Origin of the sequence: Xanthomonas campestris pv. campestris str. ATCC 33913, assembly GCF_000007145.1 — a bacterium.
In the GTDB taxonomy this organism is placed as follows: domain Bacteria; phylum Pseudomonadota; class Gammaproteobacteria; order Xanthomonadales; family Xanthomonadaceae; genus Xanthomonas; species Xanthomonas campestris.
This window is the reverse complement of the sequence record NC_003902.1, coordinates 1331250-1356743: the sequence shown is the minus strand read 5'-3', so window position 1 is coordinate 1356743 and position 25494 is coordinate 1331250. Positions and strand designations below refer to the sequence as shown.

General features: G+C 64.5%; 20 protein-coding genes, 1 tRNA gene and 1 other RNA gene. 6 read left to right on the top strand and 16 right to left on the bottom strand.

The features are described 5' to 3' along the window. Nucleotides 1-310 precede the first annotated feature (310 nt). The 12 genes from radA to murJ form a co-directional block, all read right to left on the bottom strand. Nucleotides 311-1702 (bottom strand): DNA repair protein RadA, encoded by a 1392-nt coding sequence (gene radA / locus XCC_RS06050; RefSeq protein ID WP_012438953.1) that lies wholly within the window; start codon nt 1700-1702, stop codon nt 311-313. Nucleotides 1703-2289: 587 nt separating this feature from the next. Then, a complete protein-coding gene (locus XCC_RS06045) occupies nt 2290-4170 on the bottom strand; it encodes a M61 family metallopeptidase (RefSeq protein ID WP_164923327.1) in 1881 nt (626 codons plus the stop codon). A 156-nt stretch (nt 4171-4326) separates the two neighbouring features. Then, the gene (gene cyoD, locus XCC_RS06040; RefSeq protein ID WP_011036359.1) at nt 4327-4662 is read right to left on the bottom strand and encodes a cytochrome o ubiquinol oxidase subunit IV; all 336 of its coding nucleotides are present in this window, start codon (nt 4660-4662) and stop codon (nt 4327-4329) included. After that, nucleotides 4662-5297 carry a cytochrome o ubiquinol oxidase subunit III gene (cyoC, locus tag XCC_RS06035; RefSeq protein ID WP_029217107.1) on the bottom strand — a complete coding sequence of 212 codons (636 nt, stop codon included), beginning with the start codon at nt 5295-5297 and terminating at the stop codon, nt 4662-4664. The genes cyoD and cyoC overlap by 1 nt, the downstream gene beginning before the upstream one ends. Then, the gene (gene cyoB / locus XCC_RS06030) at nt 5294-7294 is read right to left on the bottom strand and encodes a cytochrome o ubiquinol oxidase subunit I (RefSeq protein WP_011036357.1); all 2001 of its coding nucleotides are present in this window, start codon (nt 7292-7294) and stop codon (nt 5294-5296) included. Before cyoB ends, cyoC begins: the two co-directional genes overlap by 4 nt. Further along, nucleotides 7284-8228, bottom strand: coding sequence for a ubiquinol oxidase subunit II (cyoA, locus tag XCC_RS06025; protein ID WP_011036356.1), 945 nt, complete (start codon nt 8226-8228; stop codon nt 7284-7286). Before cyoA ends, cyoB begins: the two co-directional genes overlap by 11 nt. 354 nt (nt 8229-8582) lie before the next feature. Then, a tRNA-Thr gene (locus XCC_RS06020) sits at nt 8583-8658 on the bottom strand. A gap of 183 nt (nt 8659-8841) precedes the next feature. Further along, the gene (gene ispH, locus XCC_RS06015; protein WP_011036355.1) at nt 8842-9792 is read right to left on the bottom strand and encodes a 4-hydroxy-3-methylbut-2-enyl diphosphate reductase; all 951 of its coding nucleotides are present in this window, start codon (nt 9790-9792) and stop codon (nt 8842-8844) included. Nucleotides 9793-9927: 135 nt separating this feature from the next. Beyond that, the gene (gene lspA / locus XCC_RS06010) at nt 9928-10431 is read right to left on the bottom strand and encodes a signal peptidase II (RefSeq protein WP_011036354.1); all 504 of its coding nucleotides are present in this window, start codon (nt 10429-10431) and stop codon (nt 9928-9930) included. Nucleotides 10432-10697: 266 nt separating this feature from the next. Beyond that, nucleotides 10698-13529 carry an isoleucine--tRNA ligase gene (ileS, locus tag XCC_RS06005; RefSeq protein ID WP_011036353.1) on the bottom strand — a complete coding sequence of 944 codons (2832 nt, stop codon included), beginning with the start codon at nt 13527-13529 and terminating at the stop codon, nt 10698-10700. 6 nt (nt 13530-13535) lie between these two features. After that, nucleotides 13536-14624, bottom strand: a complete 1089-nt coding sequence (locus tag XCC_RS06000; RefSeq protein ID WP_011036352.1) for a bifunctional riboflavin kinase/FAD synthetase — start codon at nt 14622-14624, stop codon at nt 13536-13538. A gap of 237 nt (nt 14625-14861) precedes the next feature. After that, nucleotides 14862-16454 (bottom strand): murein biosynthesis integral membrane protein MurJ, encoded by a 1593-nt coding sequence (gene murJ, locus XCC_RS05995; protein WP_011036351.1) that lies wholly within the window; start codon nt 16452-16454, stop codon nt 14862-14864. 116 nt (nt 16455-16570) lie between these two features. Here murJ and rpsT point away from each other — a divergent pair, with 116 nt between their 5' ends. Further along, nucleotides 16571-16840, top strand: a complete 270-nt coding sequence (gene rpsT / locus XCC_RS05990) for a 30S ribosomal protein S20 (protein WP_002807888.1) — start codon at nt 16571-16573, stop codon at nt 16838-16840. A gap of 91 nt (nt 16841-16931) precedes the next feature. On the opposite strand, the gene obgE is transcribed toward rpsT, so the two are convergent. The 3 genes from obgE to rplU form a co-directional block, all read right to left on the bottom strand. Next, nucleotides 16932-17984 (bottom strand): GTPase ObgE, encoded by a 1053-nt coding sequence (gene obgE, locus XCC_RS05985; RefSeq protein ID WP_011036350.1) that lies wholly within the window; start codon nt 17982-17984, stop codon nt 16932-16934. Nucleotides 17985-18234: 250 nt separating this feature from the next. After that, entirely contained in the window at nt 18235-18495 is a 261-nt protein-coding gene (rpmA, locus tag XCC_RS05980; protein ID WP_011036349.1) for a 50S ribosomal protein L27, read from the bottom strand. A 12-nt stretch (nt 18496-18507) separates the two neighbouring features. Continuing rightward, entirely contained in the window at nt 18508-18828 is a 321-nt protein-coding gene (rplU, locus tag XCC_RS05975; RefSeq protein ID WP_005989959.1) for a 50S ribosomal protein L21, read from the bottom strand. Nucleotides 18829-19120: 292 nt separating this feature from the next. Here rplU and uvrA point away from each other — a divergent pair, with 292 nt between their 5' ends. From uvrA to XCC_RS05950, 5 genes are all read left to right on the top strand, one after another. Beyond that, entirely contained in the window at nt 19121-22087 is a 2967-nt protein-coding gene (gene uvrA / locus XCC_RS05970; protein WP_011036348.1) for an excinuclease ABC subunit UvrA, read from the top strand. Then, entirely contained in the window at nt 22087-22491 is a 405-nt protein-coding gene (locus XCC_RS05965; RefSeq protein ID WP_011036347.1) for an acyl-CoA thioesterase, read from the top strand. Before uvrA ends, XCC_RS05965 begins: the two co-directional genes overlap by 1 nt. Nucleotides 22492-22724: 233 nt before the next feature. Further along, nucleotides 22725-23495, top strand: a complete 771-nt coding sequence (locus tag XCC_RS05960; RefSeq protein WP_011036346.1) for an enoyl-CoA hydratase/isomerase family protein — start codon at nt 22725-22727, stop codon at nt 23493-23495. 54 nt (nt 23496-23549) lie between these two features. Next, nucleotides 23550-24455: an acyl-CoA thioesterase II gene (gene tesB, locus XCC_RS05955; protein ID WP_011036345.1), complete on the top strand. Its 906-nt coding sequence runs from the start codon at nt 23550-23552 to the stop codon at nt 24453-24455. 263 nt (nt 24456-24718) lie between these two features. Next, entirely contained in the window at nt 24719-25225 is a 507-nt protein-coding gene (locus XCC_RS05950; protein ID WP_011036344.1) for a putative signal transducing protein, read from the top strand. Between the two features lie 122 nt (nt 25226-25347). Here the strand turns inward: XCC_RS05950 and XCC_RS05945 are convergent. Then, nucleotides 25348-25422: non-coding RNA, sX9 sRNA (locus XCC_RS05945), on the bottom strand. Nucleotides 25423-25494 lie beyond the last annotated feature (72 nt).

Here is a 25494-nt window from a genome sequence, read left to right as displayed (position 1 = left end):
GACGAGCAATAAGCGGTGTGTGTGATCCGGTGCACAGTGCAACGGGCCGCGCATGGTGCCATAGCCGCAGTCTGGTGAAAACGTTTTCTTTACGCTCTGGCGCGTATGGCTGGCGCTGTCCGACGAGCGGTCGGGCCTGGCGCTGCTGCTGACCCGCACGGCCGCACGCCCCCCATCGCACTTGTCGCTGGGGAGAGCTGCAGCTTGCAGAACGTGGAGGCGCAGCGCCTGCGCCGCCCGCAACAGCGAGCCCGGTAGAGGCGAGCAACCAGGCAGCGACTTAGCGACAACGTCGGTGGCGGCTGCGGGCTTACTCCGCCGCCGCTTCCAGGGCCTGGCTCAATCGCTCCACGGCAACGATCTCCATGCCCTTGATGCTGGACGCCTTCGGCGCATTGGCCTTGGGTACGATCGCGCGCTTGAAGCCGTGCGTCGCCGCCTCCTTCAGGCGGTCCTCGCCGTTGGGCACCGGGCGAATCTCTCCCGACAACCCCACCTCACCGAAGGCGATCGTCTTCTCGGCCAGTGGCCGGTCGCGCAACGACGACAACACCGCCAGCAGCACCGGCAAGTCGGCGGCGGTCTCCTGTACCCGGATACCGCCGACCACGTTGACGAACACGTCCTGGTCACCGACCACGATGCCGCCATGCCGGTGCAGCACCGCCAGCAACATCGCCAGGCGGTTCTGCTCCAGCCCCACGGCGACCCGCCGCGGATTGGACAACGGCGAGGCATCCACCAGCGCCTGCACCTCCACCATCAACGGACGCGTGCCTTCGCGGGTCACCATCACGCAACTGCCCGGCTGATGGGTGCTGCCGCCGGAAAGGAAAATCGCCGAGGGGTTGGAGACCTCCTTGAGGCCCTTCTCACCCATCGCAAACACGCCCAGCTCGTTGACCGCACCGAAGCGGTTCTTGAACGCACGCAGCAAGCGGAAGCGGCTGCCGCTTTCGCCCTCGAAATACAGCACCGCATCGACCATGTGCTCGAGCACGCGCGGGCCGGCGATGCCGCCTTCCTTGGTGACATGCCCGACCAGGAACACCGCCGTGCCGGTTTCCTTGGCATAACGCACCAGCCGTGCGGCGCTCTCGCGCACCTGGCTGACCGAGCCGGGTGCCGCGGTCAGCGACTCGGTCCACAGCGTCTGCACCGAGTCGGCCACGATCAATTTGGGCCGCGCCACGCTGGCGTGCTGCAGGATGTTCTCGATCCCGGTTTCGGCCAGCGCATTCAACCCTTCCAGTGGCAGGTCCAGCCGCACCGCGCGCCCGGCCACCTGGGCCAGCGATTCTTCGCCGGTGACGTACAACACCGGCAGCGTGCTGGCCATGCTGGCCAGCGCCTGCAGCAACAACGTCGACTTGCCAATACCCGGGTCGCCGCCGATCAGGACCACCGCACCCTCGACCAGGCCGCCACCAAGCACACGATCGAACTCGCCGATGCCGGTGGACACCCGCGCCTGCTCGGACTGCTGCACATCCTTGAGCGCGGTGATCTTGGGCGCTTCGGTCTTGCCCGCCCAGCCGCTGCGCCGCGAGGCCGCCGGCGAGGCCTTGCCAGCGGGCGTGGCGCTTTCCAGCACGATCTCGCTGAGCGTGTTCCACACCCCGCACTCGGTGCACTGTCCCTGCCACTTGGTGTACTCGGCGCCGCATTCGCCGCAGACATAGGCCGTCTTCGCCTTCGCCATCATCTTCTTGCCGTTGCTTCTAAAGCCGAAGCATAGCTGCGGCGGGTCTCACCGCGCGCGACCTGAGCCGGAGACTGGCGTCAGCCGATCGCCGTGTGATGTGTCAGCGGTTGCGGGTCCAGCCGGCGCGGCATCGACCGTTGATGCACGCCATTCGATTACTCAGTCCCGATGCAGAGCGCACTGCGCGTCGCGGATTCGGGATTCGGGATTCGGGATTCGGGATTCAAGAATGCTGCTCGCAGCTCGCGACAAAAACTACCCGCCTGCGGCATGCATGGAGTCGCTCAGGCATTGATGCAGGAAACGCACGCAGATGGTTCCGGCACCCGGACATAAGCCGGGATGGCGCCGTCACTCCGCGTAGCGAGATGCGGCGGCATGCCTCGCGCGAACAAAGGCCCTGAAAAGGCGCATCTAAACCACTACGACATTTGCAAACAGCGCACCCAGCGAGCGGCAAGGTGAACGAGCGACGCCCACGCACCAGACTGCTTCAGCCGAACAAGCACCGCTCATCCATCGACGATCATCCAGCTCTACACCGGCATCCTGCACGCATGCAGGATGCCGGCGCAGCGCTCCATTCAACGCGCCTTGTACAGCTCGCTCAAACGGTCCGGTTTGCCGGCAATCCGCTCAAGATGCGGATACAGCAGCCCGCCGTGGTAGTCGATGCGCACTGTGTCGTAGCGGTCGAGTCGCTTGACCAGCAGCTCGATCGGCACGGTGGTTCCCTTGGCGGCGGTGATCGCGTCCTTGATCACGTCACTACTGAAGGCGCGGCCGTTGACCGCCACGATCGTATTGCCCGTGATCAGGCCCGCATTGAAGGCCGGGCCGTCCCAAAGCACATCGCTGATATCGCCCGAGGCTTTCAACGACATGCCAAGCGAATAGGTCAGGCTGGCGTCCTTGTCGTCGCTCTCGTCGGTCTTGGTGGCCAGGTTCGGCTCGTCGTTGTAGACCAGCTTCCAGCCATTGGCTTCGATGCCGCCGATCAACGAACCATGCCCATCCATGCGACTGCGCAGGAAGCTCGCCCAGTCGAAGGCAGCCACGCCGTTGAGGGTGCTGACGATGTCATCAAACGTGTACGGATTGACGTCCCAATCGCCGTTCTTCATGCCGAAGAACGCCTTGCCGAAGTCATCGATGGAGCGCTTGTTGTTGGTCAACGCGCGCAGCTTGCTATCCACTTCCAGCCACATCATCTGGCCGCCGGAGTAATAGTCTTCCGACATTTGATAGTTGCGGTACGCCTTGGGGCGGCGCATCGACATGGTCGGGTCGTTGGTGGTGTCCTGCACCGTGCGCCACGCCATGCCGGGGCGGCCACGCTCGTATTGGGCGGCTACGCCGGCCAGCATGTCGCGTGCCTGTTCCTGCGTCCACAGGCCGGAGCGCGCCGACATCACTTCGCCCCAGAACTGGGTCTGGCCTTCATACAGCCACAGCAGGCTGTCGCCCATGGGCACGTTGAAATTCGGCGTCGCCAGATCCGCGCCGCGGCGGTACTTGCCGTTCCAGGAGTGGTTGAACTCATGCGCCAGCAAGTCGCGCCCGGTCCAGCTCTTGTCCCACTCGGTGAAGTAGTTCGGTGCACCGCTGTTCTCGCTGGAACGGTGATGCTCCAGGCCGATGCCGCCCAGCTTCTTGGTCAGCGCCAGCAAAAATTCGTAGTGGTCGAAATGCCGCGCGCCATACAGCTTGTCCATTTGCTGCACCAACGCGGCGTGCGCCTTGATCTGCTCGGGCTTGGCGTCCAGCGATTTGGCTTCGTCGGCAAAGACGTTGAGATACACCGGCTGCTTGCCGGCGCTCAATTCGACCCGCTTGTAGTACTTGCCGGCAAACATCGGCGAGTCGACCAGGTCATCGAAATCGATCGGCTTGAAGGTCACCGTATCGCCCACCCGGCGTTCGGTTTCCATGGCCGTGGCATAGCTCCAGCCCGCCGGCAAGGTCACGCTGGCCTGCGCCTTGATGTTGCGCGCGAAGTAGCCCGCCGGATACAGCGCCGTGGTATTCCACTGCAGGTTGAGCATTTCCGGGGTCATCATCACCCGGCCCTGGCTGCTGGCCTGCGGCGAGAGGAACTTGAATTCGGCCACCAGCTCGCTGGCGCCTTGCGGCACGTCCACCTTGAAGGCGTAGACATCGAACTGGTCGCGCGTCCAGGGCACCACCTTGCCATCGACCTTGATCACCAGGCCGGCCAGTTTGTCGATCGGGCAGGTGGGCGAATGGTTGCCCGGGATCCACTGCGGATACAGCAGCGTCATCGGGCCCGGCTTGGCCGGCATGGTGGTCTTGACCCTGAAGATGCGGTGCTGCAGATCGGTGGCATCGACGTCGATCTTCAAGGTGCCTTCGAACGGCACATCCTGCGGCGCGGCGGTCTGTGCGGCGGCAGGCAGGGACAGCGCCGCGAGCAGCGACAAGGACAAGACAGTGGGGACGTTCATCGCGATTCCGTTGGGACCTGGATCAGGCAGCCTTCGATGCTAAGCGCACGCCAGCGCTTCCCCCGTATGCCATTGGTCATGCTGCGATGGATTGCCGGGCAAAAAAAAAGCCGCCGGAGCTCCGGCGGCTTTCAGTGATCCGGCGTGGCTGCCGTCTCAATGCATCATGTTGACGTTCATGTTGTGCAGCACCCACAGCGAACCCACGATCACGATGCCGATGATCAGCAGCGAGAACAGGCCCACCTGCACGTTGGAACGCTGCTCCGGCGTACGGTCCATGTGCAGGAAGTACACCATGTGCACCAGCATCTGCACGGCAGCCATCACCGAGATCACGATGACGGTGACGCCCTTGGAGAACGCCCCGCTCATCACCATCGCAAACGGGATGACGGTGAGGATCACGGCCATGACGAAGCCGATCAGATAGGACTTCAGACCGCCGGCATGCGCGTCGGCAGCGTTTTCGGTGTGGTGGTGATTGGCCATTACAGCGCTCCCAGCAGATAGACGACGGTGAACACACCGATCCAGATGATGTCCAGGAAGTGCCAGAACAGGCTCAGGCAGGCAAGACGCGTGCTGTTGCGCGCGGTCAGGCCGTTCTTGGAGATCTGGATCACCAGCACCGCCATCCACAACAAGCCTGACGCCACGTGCAGGCCGTGGGTGCCCACCAGGAAGAAGAAGGCCGACAGGAACGCACTACGCCCCGGGCCCGCACCTTCATGGATCAGGTGGTTGAACTCCCAGATTTCCATGCACAGGAAGCCGATACCCAGCAGCGCGGTGACCGCCAGCCAGCCGTACAGGCCGGCCATCTTGCGCTTGTGCGCGGAGATCATGGCGAAGCCGAAGCTCAAGCTACTGAACAACAGCAGGAAGGTTTCCACCAGCACGAACTTCAGGTCGAACAGCTCCTTCGCCGTCGGTCCGTCCACCGTGGCGCCGGACAGCACCGCGTAGGTGGCGAACAGGCCCGCGAACAGCAGGCAGTCGCTCATCAGGTAGACCCAGAACCCGAAGACGGTGTTGCCACCGCCGTCGTGATGCTCGTGGTCGTGATCGTGGCCGCCCGCGTGGGCGCCGTGGTGGTCAAGCGTGGTCGTGGAGGACATGATCAGATCGCCTTCGCGGCCTGAGCCGCATGTTGCTGTTCGAGCTTGGCAAAGCGCGCGTCTTCGATGCGCTTCACTTCCTCGGCCGGCACCCAGTAATCGATGTCGTCATCGAAGGACCGGGCGATGAAGCTGCCGATCATGCCCGCCAGGCCGATGATGGCCAGCCACCAGATGTGCCAGGTCAGACCAAAGCCCAGCAGCACGCTGAAGGCGGCGATGTAGACGCCTGCACCGGTGTTGCGCGGCATGTGGATGGGCTCGTACGAGGACGGACGCACCCAGCCCTTGCCATTCTGCTTGTCGCCCCAGAACTGGTCGCGGTCGTCGATGTGCGGCAGCACGGCGAAGTTGTAGAACGGCGGCGGCGAGGACGTCGCCCATTCCAGCGTACGGCCATCCCACGGATCACCGGTGTGGTCCATGTTGTCCTTGCGCTTCCAGACGCTGTAAGCGATCTGCACCAGGTTCAGGAAGATACCCAGGCCGATGATCGCTGCACCTGCGGCGGCCACGTACAGCCACGGTGCCCACTCGGGGTGGTTGTAGGTGTTCATGCGACGCGTCATGCCCATGAAGCCAAGCACGTACAGCGGCATGAAGGCCACGAAGAAGCCGATGATCCAGCACCAGAACGAAGCCTTGCCCAGCCTTTCATTGAGCTTGAAGCCGAACGCCTTCGGGAACCAGTAGGTCAGACCTGCCAGGTAACCGAACACCACACCGCCGATGATCACGTTATGGAAGTGGGCGATCAGGAACAGGCTGTTGTGCAACACGAAGTCCACGGCCGGGATGGCCAGCATCACGCCGGTCATGCCGCCGATGGAGAAGGTGATGATGAAGCCGATCGTCCACAGCACCGGCGAGGTCATGTGCACGCGACCGCGGAACATGGTGAACAGCCAGTTGAAGATCTTCACGCCGGTCGGGATCGAGATGATCATCGTCGTGATGCCGAAGAAGGCATTGACGTTGGCACCCGAGCCCATGGTGAAGAAGTGGTGCAACCACACCACGAACGACAGCACGCCGATACACGCGGTGGCGTAGACCATCGAGGTGTAACCGAACAGGCGCTTGCGGCTGTAGGTGGCAATCAATTCGGAGAAGATGCCGAACGCCGGCAGGATCAGGATGTAAACCTCCGGGTGACCCCAGATCCAGATCAGGTTGACGTACATCATGGCATTGCCGCCACCGTCGTTGGTAAAGAAGTGCGTGCCCAGGTAACGGTCGGCACCCAGCAGCGCCAGCGCCACAGTCAGGATCGGGAACGCAGCGATGATCAGGATGTTGGTGATCAGCGCGGTCCAGGTGAAGATCGGCATGCGCATCAGGGTCATGCCCGGCGCGCGCATGCGCATGATCGTCACGAAGAAGTTCACGCCGGTCAGCAACGTGCCTAACCCGGAGACCTGCAACGCCCAGATGTAGTAGTCCACGCCAACGCCTGGACTGTATTCCAGCCCCGACAATGGCGGATACGCCAGCCAGCCGGTCTGCGCAAACTCACCAACACCCAGCGAGATGTTGATCAGCGCCGCACCGGCCACGAACAGCCAGAAGCTCAGCGAGTTCAGGAACGGAAACGCCACGTCGCGTGCGCCGATCTGCAGCGGCACGATCAGGTTCAACAGGCCGGTCATGAACGGCATGGCCATGAAGAAGATCATGATCACGCCGTGCGCGGTAAAGATCTGGTCGTAGTGGTGCGGCGGCAGCACGCCTTCGCCGCCGTTGCCGGCCAGCGCCTGCTGGGTGCGCATCATCGCCGCATCGGCGAAGCCGCGCAGCAGCATGATCAACGCCACGATGATGTACATCACACCGATGCGCTTGTGGTCCACCGAGGTGAACCACTCATTCCACAAGTAGCCCCACAGCTTGTACTTGGTGATGGCACCCGCGATGAGCAGGCCAAGCAGGCCGGCGCCACCGAGGGCGATCATGATGATCGGCTCGTGGTACGGAACCGCCTCGATCGTCAGCTTACCTAACATCAGTTGTCTCCGAAGTACACATGGCAAACGGCTCTACGACCTTTGCCTTACCGCCGGCATGGCTTTCAGAATGATGGCTACCCATCATGTATTTATCGATCAGCGACCGGAACATGCCGTCGGGCACCGATGAGTAATAGGTGACCGGATACTGTTCCTTGTCGTTGCGATTGGCGGCCAGCGCCTGGTATTCGGCAGCGTCCAGCGCCTTCGGCGAGGCCTTGACCTTGGCCACCCATGCCTCGAAGCCGGCCTGGTCGGTGGCACGCGCCACGAAGCTCATCTTCGAGAAGCCATGACCGCTGTAATTGCTGGACAGGCCGAAGTACTCGCCCGGCTCATTGGCAACCAGATGCAGCTTGGTCTCCATGCCGGCCATCGAATAGATCATGGTGCCCAGGTGTGGAATGAAGAAGGCATTCATCACCGTATCGGAGGTGATCTTGAAGTTCAGCGGCGCATGCACCGGGAACGCGATCTCATTGACCGTGGCGATGCCCTGATCCGGATAGATGAACATCCACTTCCAGTCCAGCGACACCGCCTCGATGTTGATCGGCTTGATGTCCGAGTCCAGCGGCCGGTACGGGTCCAGCGCATGCGACGAGCGCCAGGTCAGCACCGCCAGCACCAGGATGATCACGCACGGGATCGACCAGACCACCACCTCGATCGCGGTGGAGTGCGACCAATCCGGCTCGTAGCGCGCCTTGGTGTTGGACGCGCGGTATTTCCACGCGAACGCAATCGCCATGACGATCACCGGGATCACCACGATCAGCATCAGCACCACCGAGGTGATCAGTAGTTGCTTCTCGTCGTGGCCGATCTGGCCTTTCGGATTGAGGATGGCCGAGTTGCAGCCTGCCAACAGCAGGAACGGCAACATCAGACCTGGACGAAGTACACGCCCGAGATGTTTCAACGGAATCATCGGTCGATCCAAGTGCGAAGGAACGCCAGCCTCGTTCGTCTGATCCGCCAGCGGCGTTTTGAACAGCCCGCTCCCGGTGGAGATGGCGGCCCAGATCGAAGACACGGGTTAGCTCCCTGATTTTAGTCTTTGCTGCACCTGCACGAAACCCATTGGCAATGATCCATCGCAATGAATGCGCGCAGATGTGTGCGACATGTTGTCGCAGCGCGTCAAAGTGCAGGGAATGCGGCCAGTTGCGGCCGTCGTGCAGTGGGCAGAGAACCTACGCGATGCACTTAAAATTCCAGCGTCGACGCGCACAGTGCCCAAACGCAACTGGGCCGACCAAAGGTCGACCCAGTGATGATGCGATGGTGCCGGAAATAGGAATCGAACCTACGACCTACGCATTACGAATGCGCCGCTCTACCAACTGAGCTATTCCGGCGAGCCGTGAATTGTAGGAGCGGAGCGCCGCTGCGGTCAATCGCCTTGGGTGTCGCGGCTGTGCCACGCACCTGCGTCTCAGCCACCGCGATCGTTGCGCCCTCCTCCGCAGCGCTCGGCTTCACCGGAGCCGGTGAGGCAACTGAGCGAATGTTCCGCCGATGACCTGGCGCGCGCCTCCCGCTCAGCTGACCAGCCGCAGCCGCAACTCCTTGGGCAGGGCGAACACCATCGACTCCGGCTCGCCCGCCAGTTCGGACACGCCATTGGCTCCGAGCTCGCGCAGCCGCGCCAGCACGCCGTCGACCAGCACCTGCGGCGCCGAGGCGCCAGCGGTCAGGCCGATATGCTGCTTGCCGACGATCCAGGCCGGGTCGATCTCGCTGGCGTTGTCGATCAGGTAGGACTCCACCCCATCGCGGCGGGCCAGCTCGCTGAGCCGGTTGGAGTTGGAGCTGTTGGGCGAGCCCACCACCAGTACCAGATCGCACTGGCGCGCCAGGTCGCGCACCGCATCCTGGCGGTTCTGCGTGGCATAACAGATGTCGTCGTGCTTTGGCCCCTGCATGGCCGGATAGCGCACGCGCAAGGCCTCGATGATGCCCATGGTGTCGTCCACCGACAGCGTGGTCTGGGTCGTATAGGCCAGGCTCTCCGGCTGGCGCACCTGCAAGGTGGCGACCTGCTCGATATCTTCCACCAGGTAGATCTGCCCGGGGCCGCGCTCGCGGCTCCACTGGCCCATGGTGCCCTCCACTTCCGGATGCCCGGCATGGCCGATCAGCACCACGTCGCGGCCGGCGCGGCAATGGCGAGCAACTTCGAAATGCACCTTGGTCACCAGCGGGCAGGTTGCATCGAACACCTTCAGCCCGCGCCGTTCGGCCTCCACGCGCACGGCCTGGGAGACGCCGTGGGCGCTGAAGATCACCGTGGCGTCGTCCGGCACTTCGTCCAGTTCCTCGACGAAGATGGCGCCGCGCTGCTTGAGGTCGTCGACCACGAAGCGGTTGTGCACCACCTCGTGGCGCACGTAGATCGGCGCACCCAGCGTCTCGATCGCACGCTTGACGATCTCGATCGCGCGGTCGACACCGGCGCAGAAGCCGCGGGGATTGGCGAGCAGGACGTCCATAAGCTTCTTCTCTCGACGGCCCGGCCGCGATGGCCGGACGTTTTCAACAGGGGGCGCGGCCGCCGACAACGCGGCGCCAGGCGCTTTGCTGCGGCGTGCCCGTCAAGGCAGCGTCGCAGCGGGCATGGATCAGGATTATCCCGCTTTTCGACTGCGCTTGCCGTCGAACAAACCGAACAGTGCGATGCCGATCGCGCCACCCACGATCGCCGAGTCGGCGATATTGAACGACGGCCAGGTGTGCTCGCCGACATACCACTGGATGAAATCGACCACGTGGCCGTGCATCAGGCGGTCGATCACATTGCCGATCGCCCCGCCGATGACCAGCGCATACGGCACTGCGCTGCGCCAGTCGCCGCGCGCGGTGCGCGATAGCCAGAACGCCAGCAGGCCACTGATGCCGACCGCCAGCGCGGTGAAGAACCACAGCTGCCAGCCACCGGCATCACTCAGGAAGCTGAAGGCTGCCCCGGTGTTGTAGGTGCGGTACCAGTTCCAGAACCCGTCGATGACCGGCACCGGGGTGTATTCGGGCAGGCTGGACAGCACCCAGGCCTTGCTCCACTGATCCAGGCCGATCACAACAGCCGAAAGCAGTAACCAGATCAGGGCGGACGGGTTGGGTCGTTGACTCATGTCGAAATATCGCAAGTAGGAGGCCTTCTCCGTGGCGGAGAAGAGGCCTGGATGGCGGGAACAACACAGGATGGCACGCACGGGACAACCAACCGACCTGCCCCATGCCGGCATGCGCGCCGGGCTTCAGCTGCAGGGCCCGCCGCAGGGCAAACTGAGGAACGGTGGCTGCCCACCAGAACCGCGTCGACCGCACAGCTGGCCGGCGCCGCAACCCTGCAGCGGACGCGGCGGCGCGCCGAACACGCCGCCACGCCATAGCCGCATCAGAACCAGCGACGCTCCTCGCCCGGGCCTTCGATGTTGCTGACGCAGCGGCTGCACAACTCCGGGTGCCGCGGGTCGCTGCCCACGCTGGCCTGGTGGTGCCAGCAGCGCACGCACTTGGCCTTGGTGGTGGGCTGCGCACTGACGAAGATGTCGTCGGTGCTGGCCGCGGTCACGGTGACGTCGCCACTGATAAACAGGAAGCGCAGCTCATCGCTCAGCGGTTGCCAGCGCGCGGCGGTCTGCGCATCGGCGGCCACGGTGATTTCCGCTTCCAGCGCCGCGCCGATCGCGCCATTGGCACGCATCGGCTCCAGCACCTTGGCCACCTGCTCACGCAGTGCCAGCAACTTGTCGACGTCGGCGCTGGTCAGTGCGGCATCGGCCGGCATCGGCGCCAGCCCGTCGTACCAGGTGGCGAACAGCACGTTGCCGGAGTGCTCGCCAGGCAGGTACGCCCACAGCTCTTCGGCGGTGAAGCTCAGCACCGGCGCAATCCAGCGCACGAACGCCTCGGCCACGTGATACATCGCGCTCTGCGCCGAACGGCGGCCGCGCGCATCCTCGGCCATCGTGTACAGGCGGTCCTTGGTGACATCCAGGTACAGCGAACCCAGGTCCACGCTGCAGAAATTCAGCAGCGCCTGCACGATTTCGGCGAAGTCGTAGCGCGCGTAGGCGGCAGTGATCTTCTCCTGCAGCTCGTGGGCGCGATGCACGATCCAGCGGTCCAGCAGCACCATGTCGTCCAGTGCCACCAGATGCTGCAACGGGTCGAACCCATGCAGATTGCCGAGCAGGAAGCGCGCGGTATTGCGCAGGCGACGGTACGCATCGGCATTACGCTTGAGGATCTCCTGCGACAGCGACATTTCGTTGCTGTAGTCGGCCGAGGCGATCCACAGGCGCAGGATGTCGGCGCCCAGCGTGCGCATGATTTCCTGCGGCTCGATCCCATTGCCCAGCGACTTGGACATCTTGCGGCCGTGCTCGTCCACAGTGAATCCGTGGGTGAGGCACTGCTTGTACGGCGCGACCTTGTCCATCGCCACGCCGGTCAGCAGCGAGGACTGGAACCAGCCGCGGTGCTGATCGGAGCCTTCCAGGTACAGGTCGGCCGGCTTGGGCAGGCCGCGATCCACCAGCACCGCCTCATGGGTCACGCCGGAGTCGAACCACACGTCCAGGATGTCGGTGATCTTGTCGTAGTCGCCGGCTTCATCGCCCAACAGCTCGGCTGCGTCCAGCGTGTACCAGACATCCACGCCGCCCTGCTCTACCCGCTCTGCCACCTGCCGCATCAGCTCGGTACTGCGCGGATGCGGCTCGCCGGTTTCGCGGTGCACGAACAACGCGATCGGCACGCCCCAGGTGCGCTGGCGCGAGATGGTCCAGTCCGGACGCCCGTCGATCATGCCGGCGATCCGCGCCTGGCCCCACGACGGATACCAATGCACGGTTTCGATGGCCTTGAGCGCATCGGCGCGCAGGTTGGCCTGCTCCATCGAGATGAACCACTGCGGCGTGGCACGGAAGGCGATCGGCGTCTTGTGGCGCCAGCAATGCGGATAGCTGTGCTCCATCGTGCTGGCGGCCAGCAACACGCCGGTGTCGCGCAACGCATCGATGATGACGTCGTTGGCTTTCCAGATATGCAGCCCGGCCAGCACGGTGTCGCCCAGCGGCGGGGTGGACGGCAGATACACGCCGCGCCCGTCGATCGGGTTGATCTGCGCGGCGCTGTAGCGCTCCAGCAGACCGTACTGCTTGGAGACCTGGTAGTCCTCCTGTCCGTGGCCCGGCGCGGTATGCACCGCACCGGTACCGTCGTCGTCGGAGACGTGATCGCCCAGGATCAGCGGGATGTCGCGTTCGGCATAGAACGGGTGCGCCAGCAGCAGCTGGTCCAGCGCCGCGCCCTTGGCATGACCATGCACCACCACCGCCTCGACGCCATAGCGCGCCAGCGCCTTGCCGGCCAACGCCTCGGCGATCACCAGCCAACGCGGCTGGCCGCGATCGGCCGGGCCTTCGACCAGCACGTAGTCCAGTTCCGCGCCCAGGCTCACCGCCAGCGAGGCCGGCAGCGTCCAGGGCGTGGTGGTCCAGATCGGCACCGCCACCTGCGTGCCGGCAGGCAGCGTGACGCCGAATGCCGCAGCGATCGCGGCCGGATCACGTGCCGGGTAGGCGATGTCCACGGTCGGCGAGAGCTTGTCGGCGTATTCGATTTCCGCCTCGGCCAACGCCGAGCCGCAGTCGAAGCACCAGTGCACCGGCTTGACGCCGCGCGTGAGGTGGCCGTTGTCGATGACCTTGGCTAGCGCGCGGATTTCATTGGCTTCGAAGCGGAAGTCCAGCGTCTTGTACGGGTTGTCCCAGTCGCCGATCACGCCCAGGCGCTTGAAATCGCGCCGCTGCAGGTCGATTTGCTCGGTCGCGTACTCGCGGCACTTCTGGCGGAACTGCGCGGCGTCCAGCTTCACGCCGACCTTGCCGAACTTCTTCTCGATCGCGATTTCGATCGGCAGCCCATGGCAGTCCCAGCCCGGGATGTAAGGCGCATCGAAGCCAGCCAGGTACTTGGACTTGACGATGATGTCCTTGAGGATCTTGTTGACCGCGTGACCCAGATGGATCTGCCCGTTCGCATACGGCGGGCCGTCGTGCAGCACGAACAGCGGGCGCCCGGCGGCATTGGCACGCACTTGTGCGTACAGCCCCTCGCGCTCCCAGCGCTCCAGCATCGCCGGCTCGCGCTTGGGCAGGTCGCCGCGCATCGGAAAGTCCGTGGCGGGCAGATGGAGTGTGGCTTTGTAGTCTTGGGTCACGGGAATCTACCGTTGCGCTGCGTTATGTGAACCGTCCGCACGGGCGTGCGCAGGGCTTTGCGAGGGGCTCGCAGGTGAGGTCTCTGCAGACATGTGCGTAGCTGTCTGCGTCGAAGGTGCATCGGCGTGCTGTGCATCGGCCTGCTGCGGCAAAGAATGCGTGCGCGCATGCGTGGCAAGCACGGCGCGCGCCTGCTCGGCATCGCGATGCATCTGCACGGTCAGCGCTTCCAAGCCATCAAACTTTTCTTCATCGCGCAGCTTGGCGACGAATTCGACCGCGATGTGGCGCCCGTACAAGTCGCCCTGGAAATCGAACAGGTGCGCTTCCAGCAACGGCTCGATCCCGGCAACCGTGGGCCGCGTACCGAAGCTGGAGACCGACGGCCATGGCTGCGCGGCCACGCCATGCACCCAGGTGGCATAGATGCCGGACAGCGCCGGGGTGCGGGAAAACCGCAGATTGGCGGTGGGATACCCCAACGTGCGGCCAAGCTGCTTGCCGCGGACCACACGTCCACCGATCGCGTACGGCCGGCCGAGCAATTCGCCGGCATGGGCAAATTCACCGGCCACCAGCAGTTCCCGGATGCGCGTTGCCGAGATGCGCTCGCCGCGCAGATGCACCGGCGCAATCTCGCCGGCAGCAAAGCCGTGCTGCTCGCCCAGGGCACGCAACAGCGCAATGTCGCCGCCACGTCGATGGCCGAAGCGGAACTCCGGGCCAATCCAGACTTCGCGTGCGCACAGGCGCCCTACCAATGCCAGGCGGACGAAGTCCTGCGCGCTCATCGCCGACAGCCGGCCGTCGAAACGGATCATGCCGACGCTATCGGCACCAAAGCCGTACAAGCCTTCGATCTTGGCGCGGGCCAGGGTCAGGCGCGGCGGCGGCGTGTCGTTGGCGAAGAATTCGCGCGGCAACGGCTCGAAGCTCACCGCCACCGCCGGCACGCCCAGCGCACGCGCACGTTCGACCGCATGGCGCACCAGCGCCTGATGGCCCAGGTGCAGGCCATCGAAGGCACCGATGCAGACCACGCTTCCGTGCGGGAACAGCGTCCCGCCCTCGACGTCTCTAAACAGCCTGCTCATTCCTCGTTCCAAAGCGACGCCAGCCTGCGGGCCAGCCCTCGATCATGCATAACCGTCAAGTATAGCCGCGCGCAACAAATCGCATGGCCCCGGCAGCTGAGATGGGGACGTCCGCCCGGCTTGCCAATCGACCGGCAGCCGGCGCACGCGCCGCGTGTGCCGGGTCGCCCCGGCCGCGTGAGGAGCGACACCCATCTCCGACACGCAAGCCTCCAGCGTCCAAGCCCCTTCGCGGCGTCACTGCTCGCGCAGATGCCGCGGCCGCAGGCCCAGTGCCAACTGCGCCACCACATAGGTGAGCCCGCCACTGCCCACCAGCACCGCCAGCCAGCCGATGCGCTGCCACTTGTCCATGTCGGTGAACGAGGGCAACCACCACAGCAGGCCCAACAGCACCACCACCATCGCCGCACAGGCCACCAGCAGCCGCGCCGCATAGCCTGCCCAGCCCGGCCGGCGCTGATACACGCCGGACTTGCCCAGCCAGAACCACAACAGGCCCAGGTTGAGATAACTGGACAGCGCACTGGCAATGCCCAGCGCCAGATGCAGGCCGGGCTGCTTGCCGAGCGCCTGCATCACGCCTTGCTCCTTCAATTCCGGCGGCACCATCACCTGGTAGAGCACCGCCAGGAACGCGAAGTTGAACACCATGTTGGCGATCAGCGCCGCCACGCCCGCGCGCACCGGAGTGCGGGTGTCCTGCCGCGCATAGAACGCTGGCAGCACAACTTTCAGCATCGCGTAGGCCGGCAGGCCAAAACTCAGCCCGTAGACCGACAGCGCAGTCATGCGGGTGTCGAACGCGGTGAACTGGCGGTACTGGAACAAGGTGGCCACCAGTGGCTCGGCCAGTAGCAGCAAGCCCAGCATCGCCGGCATCGCGATCAGCAAGGTAGTGCGGAAGCCCCAGTCCAGCGCCCCGGAGAACGCGGTGCGGTCGGTCTTGACGTGATGGCGCGCCAGCGCCGGCAGGATCACCGTGCCCAGGGCCACACCGAACACGCCCAGCGGCAACTCCAGGAAGCGGTCCGCCAGCGACAGCCACGACTGCGACCCGTCGCTCAGGCGCGCGGCAATCACCGTGTCCAGCATCAGGTTGATCTGCGCCACCGATGAGCCGAACAGCGTCGGGATCATCAAGGTCAGCACCTTGCGCACGTCCGGATGACGCCAGCCCCAGCGCGGCAGCGTGAGCAGGTCGATGCCCTTCAACGCCGGCAGCTGGAACAGCAGCTGCAACGCACCAGCCACCAGCACTGCCCAGCCCAGCGCCAAAATCGGCACATCCAGACGCGGCGCCAACCACAGCGCACCGGCGATCATGCATAGATTGAGGATCACCGGGGTCAGCGCGGGAATGGCAAACCGCTGGAAGCTATTCAGCGCACCACCGGCCAGGGCCGTCAGCGAAACGAACAGCAGGAACGGAAAGGTCAGCCGTAGCAGATCCACCAGCAGGCCGTACTTGTCCGGATCGGTGGCCGCGCCATCGGAGAACACCGAAGCGAGCTGCGGGGTGAAGATCAGCCCCAGCGCCGTCACCAGCAGCAACATGCCGCCCAGGGTGCCGGAGACACGCGCCATCAATTCGCGCAGGTCGGCGTGCGGCCGGGTCTCCTTGACCTCGGTGAACACCGGCACGAAGGCGGTGGCGAACGAGCCTTCGGCGAACAGGCGCCGCAGGAAGTTCGGAATCCGGAACGCCACCCAGAACGCGTCGGTCACCGCGTTGGCGCCGAAAGTAGTGGAGATCGCCTGATCGCGGATCAGGCCCAGCACCCGCGACACCATGGTCATACTGCTAAACGAGAGCAGCCCCCTCATCATGCGGGGTGTGCTCATGGGCAATCCCTCTTGACAACTGACTTGACGTACATATCTGGGTCCATCATACTTTTGCGCTTGCTTTTTCCACCATACCGATTTTTCAGGAACCCACCACCGTGGCCAATATCAAGTCCGCCAAGAAGCGCGCCAAGCAGACCGTTGTGCGCAACGAGCGCAACACGGGCCAGCGTTCGATGCTGCGCACCGCCGTCAAGAAGGTGATCAAGGCCCTTGACGCCAACGATGCTGCAGGCGCCGAAGCTGCTTTCGCCGTTGCTCAGCCCATCCTCGACCGTTTCAGCGCCCGTGGCCTGATTCACAAGAACAAGGCTGCGCGTCACAAGAGCCGCCTGACCGCTCGCATCAAGGCCATCAAGGCCGCGTAAGCGATCAGCAGGTTCGCCATCGAAAGCCTGGCTTTCGATGGCACAAGAAAACCCGGCCTTGGCCGGTTTTTTTGTGGGCGCCTGTCTGCGCTCAACCTGCATTGCGCGCCTCGAGCTCGTCCTCGCGCTGACGATCGAAGAAGGCCATCACGTCCTTCATGATCGGGAAGGTGCCATCACGGCCCAGTGCCGACACCAGGTACCACGGCGCCGTCCAGCCCAGCTCGGCCACGATGGCCTCGGCAGCGGCCTGCGCCTCCTCCGGGAACATCAGGTCGGCCTTGTTGAGTACCAGCCAACGCGGCTTTTCCAGCAGCGCCGGATCATGCCGTTCGAGTTCGCGCTCGATGGTGCGCACCTGATCGACCGGTGACACGCCATCCACGCCGCCGTCCATCGGCGAAATGTCCACCAGATGCAGCAACAGGCGGGTGCGCTGCAGATGGCGCAGGAACTGCGTACCCAGGCCGGCGCCATCGGCGGCGCCCTCGATCAGGCCCGGCACGTCGGCGATCACGAAGCTGCGATACGCCTCGACGCTGACCACGCCCAGATTCGGGTACAGCGTGGTGAACGGGTAATCGGCCACCTTCGGCGTCGCCGCCGAAACCGCGCGAATCAACGTGCTCTTGCCGGCATTGGGAAAGCCCAGCAGGCCGACGTCGGCCAGCAGCTTGAGCTCCAGCTTGAGCAGGCGCTCCTCGCCCTCCTCGCCGGTGGTGGACTGGCGCGGCGCGCGGTTCACCGAGCTCTTGAAATGCATGTTGCCCAGGCCGCCCTTGCCGCCCTTGGCCACTAGCAGACGATCGCCGTGCTGGGTCATGTCGCCGATGATTTCATCGGTCTGCACGTTCATCACCACGGTACCGACCGGCACCACGATGACGCGGTCTTCGCCACCCTTGCCATAGGCCTGCCGGCCCATGCCGTTCTCGCCGCGCTGCGCCTTGAACGCGCGCTCATGGCGGAAATCGACCAGGGTGTTGACGTTTTCGTCGGCCACGATCCAGACGCTGCCGCCGTTGCCGCCGTCACCGCCATCCGGCCCGCCAAGCGGGATGAACTTCTCGCGGCGAAAGCCGACACAGCCATTGCCGCCATTACCGGCGGTGACCAGGATTTCTGCTTCGTCGACTAACTTCATGGGCTTGCAACCGGGAATGGGGAATAGGGAATGGGGAATCGGCCAGCAAAAGCGGCGGATTCCTGCCGGCGAAAACACCCGCCAGCACGGCTGTAGAAACACGCGATGGGACGCAGAACCGGCTTTTCCGATTCCCGACTCCCTACTCCCGATTCCCAGCCGTCAAACGAAAAACCCCGCCGAAGCGGGGCTCTCCGTCTCGCCCGCCAGGCAATACTGCCGTGCGGGCTGGTCTGCATGGAGCGGGCGATTACGCCTCGGCAACCACGCTGACGGTGCGACGCTTCTTCGGGCCCTTGGTGGTGAATTCCACCTTGCCGTTGACCAGCGCGAACAGCGTGTGGTCACGACCCAGGCCGACGCCAGCGCCCGGATGGAACTGGGTGCCACGCTGACGCACGATGATGTTGCCGGCATCGATGGCCTGGCCACCGAAGATCTTGACGCCGAGGTACTTCGGGTTGGAATCGCGACCGTTGCGCGAGGAACCTACGCCCTTTTTATGTGCCATGACTGGTTCTCCTTACTTCTTGTCGCCACCGGCGATGCCGGTGATCTCGATTTCGGTGTAGTACTGACGGTGTCCCTGACGCTTCATGTGGTGCTTGCGGCGGCGGAACTTGATGATGCGCACCTTGTCGGCGCGGCCATGGGCCACAACCTTGGCGGTGACCGAAGCGCCCTTCAGCGCGTCGCCCAGCTTGATGCCGTCGCTATCACCCAACATCAGGATGGTGTCGAACTTGATCTCGTTGCCGGCTTCGACTTCGAGTTTTTCCACGCGGAGCGTTTCGCCCTGCGCGACGCGGTATTGCTTACCGCCCGTTACCAGAACTGCGTACATGACCAGGTTTTCCTCTGTAGTTATTATGGTCGCCTGACTTGCCCATGGGGCAGACAGGAGCGGGATTGTACTGCCCTAGCCGGTTTCGGGTCAACCCGCAAGCAGGTCTGCCGCCGCAGGCCAAAATCACCCCCGTGAAACGGATCATCCGGCCGCCACAAGCGCTCGGTCACACTGGCATTTGGGGCAATTGCCCTCACCTAGCTCGGCGGGTAGGCTGATCGACTGCCACTCATTCCTGCTGAGCACGCTCGCACCACTGCCGGTTCGCCGGCCCGACATCGGATCCCCCATGGCGATGGATTTCATCCGCATCCGCGGCGCGCGGACGCACAACCTCAAGAACATCGACCTCGACCTGCCTCGCGACAAATTGATCGTGATCACCGGCCTGTCCGGCTCGGGCAAGTCGTCGTTGGCGTTCGACACCATCTATGCAGAAGGCCAGCGCCGCTACGTCGAGTCGCTGTCGGCGTATGCGCGCCAGTTCCTCAGCGTGATGGAAAAGCCGGACCTGGACCACATCGAAGGGCTGTCGCCGGCGATTTCGATCGAGCAGAAGTCCACCTCGCACAACCCGCGCTCCACGGTCGGCACGATCACCGAGATCTACGACTACCTGCGCCTGCTGTACGCACGCGTGGGCCAGCCGCGCTGCCCGGATCATGGCTTCCCGCTGGAGGCGCAGACCGTCAGCCAGATGGTCGACCACATGCTCACACTGGACCCGGAGCAGCGCTACATGCTGCTGGCGCCGGTGATCCGCGACCGCAAGGGCGAGCACGCACAGGTGTTCGAACAACTGCGTGCGCAGGGCTTCGTGCGTGTGCGCGTGGATGGCGAGCTGTATGAAATCGACGCGGTGCCGCCGCTGGCGCTGCGCCAGAAGCACACCATCGAAGCGGTGATCGACCGCTTCCGCCCGCGTGAAGACATCAAGCAGCGGCTGGCGGAAAGCTTCGAGACCGCGCTCAAGCTCGGCGAAGGCATGGTTGCAGTGCAGTCGCTGGACGATGCCACTGCTGCGCCGCATCTGTTCTCGTCCAAGTACAGCTGCCCGGTGTGCGATTACTCGCTGCCGGAGCTGGAACCGCGCCTGTTCTCGTTCAATGCGCCGGTCGGTGCCTGCCCGAGCTGCGATGGCCTGGGCGTGGCCGAATTCTTCGACCCGGACCGCGTGGTGGTGCATCCGGAGCTGTCGTTGTCGGCCGGCGCAGTGCGTGGCTGGGATCGGCGCAATGCCTATTATTTCCAGCTGATTGCCTCGCTGGCCAAGCACTACAAGTTCGACGTGGATGCCGTGTGGAACACGCTGCCGGCCAAGGTGCGCCAGGCGGTGCTGTTCGGTAGTGGCGATGAGGTGATCAGCTTCACCTACTTCACCGACGCGGGCGGGCGCACCACGCGCAAGCATCGCTTCGAAGGCATCCTGCCGAACCTGGAACGCCGTTACCGCGAGACCGAATCGCCGGCGGTGCGCGAAGAGTTGACCAAGTACGTCAGCCAGCAGCCCTGCCCTGCCTGCAACGGCACGCGTCTGAACCGTGCCGCGCGCAATGTATTCGTGGCCGACCGCCCGCTGCCGGAACTGGTGGTGCTGCCAGTCAACGAAGCGCTGAACTTTTTCCGCGGACTGTCGCTGCCGGGTTGGCGCGGCGAGATTGCCAGCAAGATCGTCAAGGAAATTGGCGAGCGACTTGGCTTCCTGGTCGACGTGGGCCTGGATTACCTCACCCTGGAACGCAAGGCCGACACGCTGTCCGGTGGCGAAGCACAGCGCATCCGTCTGGCCAGCCAGATCGGCGCCGGCCTGGTCGGCGTGATGTACGTGCTGGATGAGCCCTCGATCGGCCTGCATCAGCGCGACAACGAGCGCCTGCTCGGCACGCTAACGCGACTGCGCGACCTGGGTAACACGGTGATCGTGGTCGAACATGATGAAGACGCCATTCGCCTGGCCGATCACGTGCTGGACATCGGCCCTGGCGCGGGCGTGCACGGCGGTGAAATCTGCGCGCAGGGCACGCTGCAAGACATCCTGGAGTCGCCACGTTCGCTGACAGGGCAATACCTGTCGGGCAAGCGCCGCATCGAGATTCCCAAGCAGCGCCACAAGCCCAACCCGAAGATGATGCTGCATCTGCGTGGGGCCACCGGCAACAACCTGAAAAATGTGGACCTGGAGATTCCGGCCGGCCTGCTGACCTGCATCACCGGCGTGTCCGGTTCGGGCAAGTCGACGTTGATCAACGATACGTTGTTCACGCTGGCGGCCAACGAGATCAACGGTGCATCGCACACGGTGGCACCGCATCGCGAAGTGGAAAATCTGGACCTGTTCGACAAGGTGGTGGACATCGACCAGTCGCCGATCGGGCGCACACCGCGCTCCAACCCGGCGACCTACACCGGCATGTTCACTCCGCTACGCGAGCTGTTCGCGCAGGTGCCGGAATCGCGTGCACGTGGGTATTCGCCGGGCCGCTTCAGCTTCAATGTGCGCGGTGGTCGCTGCGAGGCCTGCCAGGGCGACGGCATGATCAAGGTGGAGATGCACTTCCTGCCCGACGTGTATGTGCCGTGCGATGTCTGCCATGGCAAACGCTATAACCGCGAGACGCTGGAGATCCGGTACAAGGGCTTCAACATCAGCGACGTGTTGCAGATGACGGTGGAAGACGCGCTGCGGCTGTTCGAGCCGGTGCCAAGCATCGCGCGCAAGCTGGAAACCTTGGTGGACGTAGGCCTGAGCTACATCAAGCTGGGCCAGAGCGCGACCACGTTGTCCGGCGGTGAAGCACAGCGCGTGAAGCTATCCAAGGAACTGTCGCGGCGTGATACCGGGCGCACCTTGTACATCCTCGACGAGCCGACCACCGGCCTGCATTTCCACGACATCGAAGCGCTGCTCGGCGTGCTGCACAAGCTGCGCGACGAAGGCAACACGGTGGTGGTGATCGAACACAACCTGGACGTGATCAAGACCGCCGACTGGATCGTGGATCTTGGGCCGGAAGGTGGCCACCGCGGCGGCACCATCCTGGTCTCCGGCACGCCGGAAGACGTGGCCGCGCACAAGGCCTCCTACACCGGGCAGTTCCTGGCCAAGATGCTGCCGTCGGTGAAGGCACGCGAAACCCGCCCGGCCGCGATGGCCAACAAGCCTGATGCGCGGCCACCGCGCAAGGTCAAGCCGGAGAAGGTGGCCAAGGCCACCAAGACCGCCACCAAGAAGACTGCGAAGAAGAAGGCAAGCTGATGAGCGAACACAAGATCCTGGCACGCGTTCCGATCAGCGTGCGCTGGCGCGACATGGACAGCATGGGCCACGTCAACAACGCCAAATACATTTCCTACCTGGAAGAAGCGCGCGTGCGCTGGATGCTGGGCGTGGAAGGCGTGGCGATGACCGATCGCATCGCACCGGTGGTCGCGGCCACCAACGTCAACTACAAGCGGCCGTTGGTTTGGCCCAATGACATCCTGGTGGAATTGTTCGTCGAACGCCTGGGCAGCAGCAGCGTGACCATCGGACACCGCATCCTCGACCAGAAGGACGAGGGCGTGCTGTATTCGGACGGCAACGTGGTGGTGGTGTGGATCGATACCCAGACCGGCAAGAGCGCGTCATTGCCGGATGCGGTACGCGCCGCGAGCAGCTGATCGCGCGCAACGCAGACGCGGGTGAATGACATACGGCGGCTTCTTTATGGAGCCGCCGTTTTTTATTCGCGCGTTTCTCGCCCCCGGTGAAACAGCTGGCGCCCACGTGCGCTGGATGCTGCACTGTGCCTGCGCGCGCGCCAGCGGCGGCAATGCATCCAGCAGCGCGTTTGCATGCACGCACCGCGTGCAGCGACGGCCGTCTATCATGGCCAGACTTTCAGGAGCCCCACATGAGCATCCAGATCCTTGACCACGGCCGTCTTCGCGAAATCCGTCTGGCGCGCCCGCCGGTCAATGCGCTGGATACCGCGCTATGCCAGGCACTGACTGCCGCCGTGCAGCAGGTGGGAAGCGAGGTCGACGGCGTGGTGTTGTCGGGCAGCGAACGTATTTTTTCCGGTGGCATGGACGTGCCGCACCTGCTCTCGCATGGCACCAACCGCGGCGCGCTGCTGGAGAGCTGGACAGCGTTTTTCGATGCGGCCAACGCGCTGGCGCACTGCCCGGTGCCAGTGGTCGCGGCAATCGGCGGGCACGCGCCGGCCGGCGGTTGCGTGCTGGCGTTGTGCTGCGATTACCGGGTGATGGCGCGCAGCGCCGATACCGCGCGGCCGTACGCGATTGGTCTGAATGAAGTGCAGGTCGGCCTGGCCGCGCCGGAAGGCATCCAGCGCCTGTTGCGCCGCGTGGTCGGTGCGCACCGCGCCGAACGCCTGCTGATCGCCGGGCAGCTGGTGCCGGCCGAAGAGGCAGTCAAGATCGGGCTGGTCGACGAGCTGGTGGATGGCGAGCTGGTCACCGCGCGCGCCGTGGCCTGGCTGCAGGACCTGCAGCAGTTGCCGCGCCAACCGATGCTGGCCACCCGCGCGGTGGCGCGTGCCGACCTGCGCGCGGCGCTGGCGCCGGAGTTGATCCAGCTGGAGCGCTTCATCGACGGCTGGTACGCGCCGGACGCGCAGGCCGCACTGCATGGGCTGGTGGCGCGCCTGCAAAAGGCATAGCACGCACAGGCGGGCCGCTATAATTGTGCTCCGTCGCACGCTCAGGCCAGCCTCTTGTCCGCCAACGCCGAACCCGTGGTCTCCGAACTGATCAGCCTGCTCTCGCTGGAGCGGCTGGAAGACAACCTGTTCCGTGGCCAGAGCCGCGACATCGGCACCAAATACGTGTTCGGCGGCCAGGTGCTGGGCCAGGCCCTGTCCGCGGCCCAGGCCACGGTGGAGAACGGCCGCCAGGCGCACTCGCTGCACGCCTATTTTTTGCGCGCCGGCGATATCGACCACCCCATCGTCTATGACGTGGACCGCACCCGCGATGGCGGCAGTTTTTCGGTGCGCCGCGTTACCGCGATTCAGCACGGCAAGGTGATCTTCTTCTGCGCGGCCTCGTTCCAGGAACGCGAAGACGGCGCCGAGCATCAGTCGGCCATGCCGGTGGTGCCGCCGCCGGAGGACATCGAACCCACCGCGCCGCTGGCACCGGAGGTGCTGGCGCGCCTGCCGGCCAAGGTGCAGCGCTGGCTCTCGCGCGGCGGCCCGTTCGAATTCCGCCACGTGTTCCCGCGCGACGAGCTCAAGCCGCCCAAGCGGCCGCCATTCCAGCAGATGTGGCTGCGCCTGAGCGACCCGGTGGGCGATGACGTCGGCCTGCACCAGGCACTGCTGGCGTACGCATCGGATTTCCAGCTGTTGGGCACCTCGACGTTTCCGCACGGCATCAGCTATTACACGCCCAACGTGCAGATGGCCTCGCTCGATCACGCGCTGTGGTTCCATCGCCCGTTCCGCACCGACGACTGGCTGCTGTACTCGCTGGATAGCCCGACCGCACAGGGCTCGCGCGGCCTGGCGCGCGGGCAGTTCTTCACCCGCGACGGCGTGCTGGTGGCCAGCACCACCCAGGAAGGATTGATCCGGGTAGTGCGTGACGGCAGTGCCACCGCCGTGCCGGCCAAGGACTGACACGTGCGATCGCTGCAACCGGCCGTGATCACTGCATGGGCGATACATCCGCGCGGGGGAGCGCTTGGCGCAGTGATGTTGCGCGATAGGCCGGCCCGTGCCGCGTCTAGCGCCGCAACAACCGTAGTTGGTAACCGCGCGCTACTGCGGATTCGCCCACGCACACAGGCGGCACGCACTGCACCGCCAGCCCCTTTTCTTTCTCCCGTTCTAAGCAATTGCGCGCCCAGCGCAGTGGCGACAGACATCGATGGCACGCCCTAATGCGCAAGATTTTCAGCAGTCAACGGATCGAAACCGCCGAGGGCGTGGCCAACCTGCTGCGCAATGCCGGAATCGAGATCCGCATCAGCAATGGCCGGTCTTACCAGAGCAAGCGCAGCGGCCAGTTCAGCTATCTCGAACAAGGCAATGCGCAGGCGCATCCAACCGTGTGGATCGTGCACGCCAACGACCAACCACGTGCGCGCGAACTGTTGCGCGATGCGCGCCTGCTGGACACCACGCGCCGTGACATGCCCAACGTGGAATACACCTTCCGCGAGGGCGAGACCGGCTCAAGCACCAGCGCGCGCAGCTGGGCTTGGCGGATCCGGTTGGTGCTGTTGCTGGTGATCGGCGCCGTGGCCATGGTGGTGGTGATGCGTCACCGCGCAGCGCCCGAGGCACCGGCGGCCACGCCGGCAGCGCAACCGGCACCGGCAAAAACACCGCAAGCGCCCGCCGCGGAAGAAGACCAGACACGGGTCCGCATCCAGCCGGCCAGCTGATTGGCGCGTGGCCAATCGGCCGCGCAGGCGCCAATGCGCATCGCCTGGCATAGTGGCGCGCGTTGGTCATCGCACGACGTGGCCACGATGCCGCAGTCGATCTGGCGACCATAGCTAAGAGCGGCTAACAAAACGGAGCGAGCAGTCGTCAGATGGGTGCGGACGGCGCGGAGGAACCGGAATGTACGGGCGTACATGCCGATTCCGAGCACCGGCCGCGCCCGCCTGGCGCCTGCGCAGTCGTTTTTATAGCTGCTCCAAGTAATGCA

Coding starts and splice junctions, on each gene's coding strand:
- radA (WP_012438953.1), bottom strand. CDS start 1,702: ATGGCGAAGGCGAAGACGGCCTATGTCTGCGGCGAATGCGGCGCCGAG.
- murJ (WP_011036351.1), bottom strand. CDS start 16,454: ATGATGAGGGGGCTGCTCTCGTTTAGCAGTATGACCATGGTGTCGCGG.
- XCC_RS05960 (WP_011036346.1), top strand. CDS start 22,725: ATGAGCATCCAGATCCTTGACCACGGCCGTCTTCGCGAAATCCGTCTG.
- uvrA (WP_011036348.1), top strand. CDS start 19,121: ATGGCGATGGATTTCATCCGCATCCGCGGCGCGCGGACGCACAACCTC.
- lspA (WP_011036354.1), bottom strand. CDS start 10,431: ATGAGTCAACGACCCAACCCGTCCGCCCTGATCTGGTTACTGCTTTCG.
- cyoB (WP_011036357.1), bottom strand. CDS start 7,294: ATGTTAGGTAAGCTGACGATCGAGGCGGTTCCGTACCACGAGCCGATC.
- ispH (WP_011036355.1), bottom strand. CDS start 9,792: ATGGACGTCCTGCTCGCCAATCCCCGCGGCTTCTGCGCCGGTGTCGAC.
- obgE (WP_011036350.1), bottom strand. CDS start 17,984: ATGAAGTTAGTCGACGAAGCAGAAATCCTGGTCACCGCCGGTAATGGC.
- XCC_RS05950 (WP_011036344.1), top strand. CDS start 24,719: ATGCGCAAGATTTTCAGCAGTCAACGGATCGAAACCGCCGAGGGCGTG.
- XCC_RS05965 (WP_011036347.1), top strand. CDS start 22,087: ATGAGCGAACACAAGATCCTGGCACGCGTTCCGATCAGCGTGCGCTGG.
- cyoA (WP_011036356.1), bottom strand. CDS start 8,228: ATGATTCCGTTGAAACATCTCGGGCGTGTACTTCGTCCAGGTCTGATG.
- cyoD (WP_011036359.1), bottom strand. CDS start 4,662: ATGGCCAATCACCACCACACCGAAAACGCTGCCGACGCGCATGCCGGC.
- rplU (WP_005989959.1), bottom strand. CDS start 18,828: ATGTACGCAGTTCTGGTAACGGGCGGTAAGCAATACCGCGTCGCGCAG.
- XCC_RS06045 (WP_164923327.1), bottom strand. CDS start 4,170: ATGAACGTCCCCACTGTCTTGTCCTTGTCGCTGCTCGCGGCGCTGTCC.
- XCC_RS06000 (WP_011036352.1), bottom strand. CDS start 14,624: ATGAGCAGGCTGTTTAGAGACGTCGAGGGCGGGACGCTGTTCCCGCAC.
- rpmA (WP_011036349.1), bottom strand. CDS start 18,495: ATGGCACATAAAAAGGGCGTAGGTTCCTCGCGCAACGGTCGCGATTCC.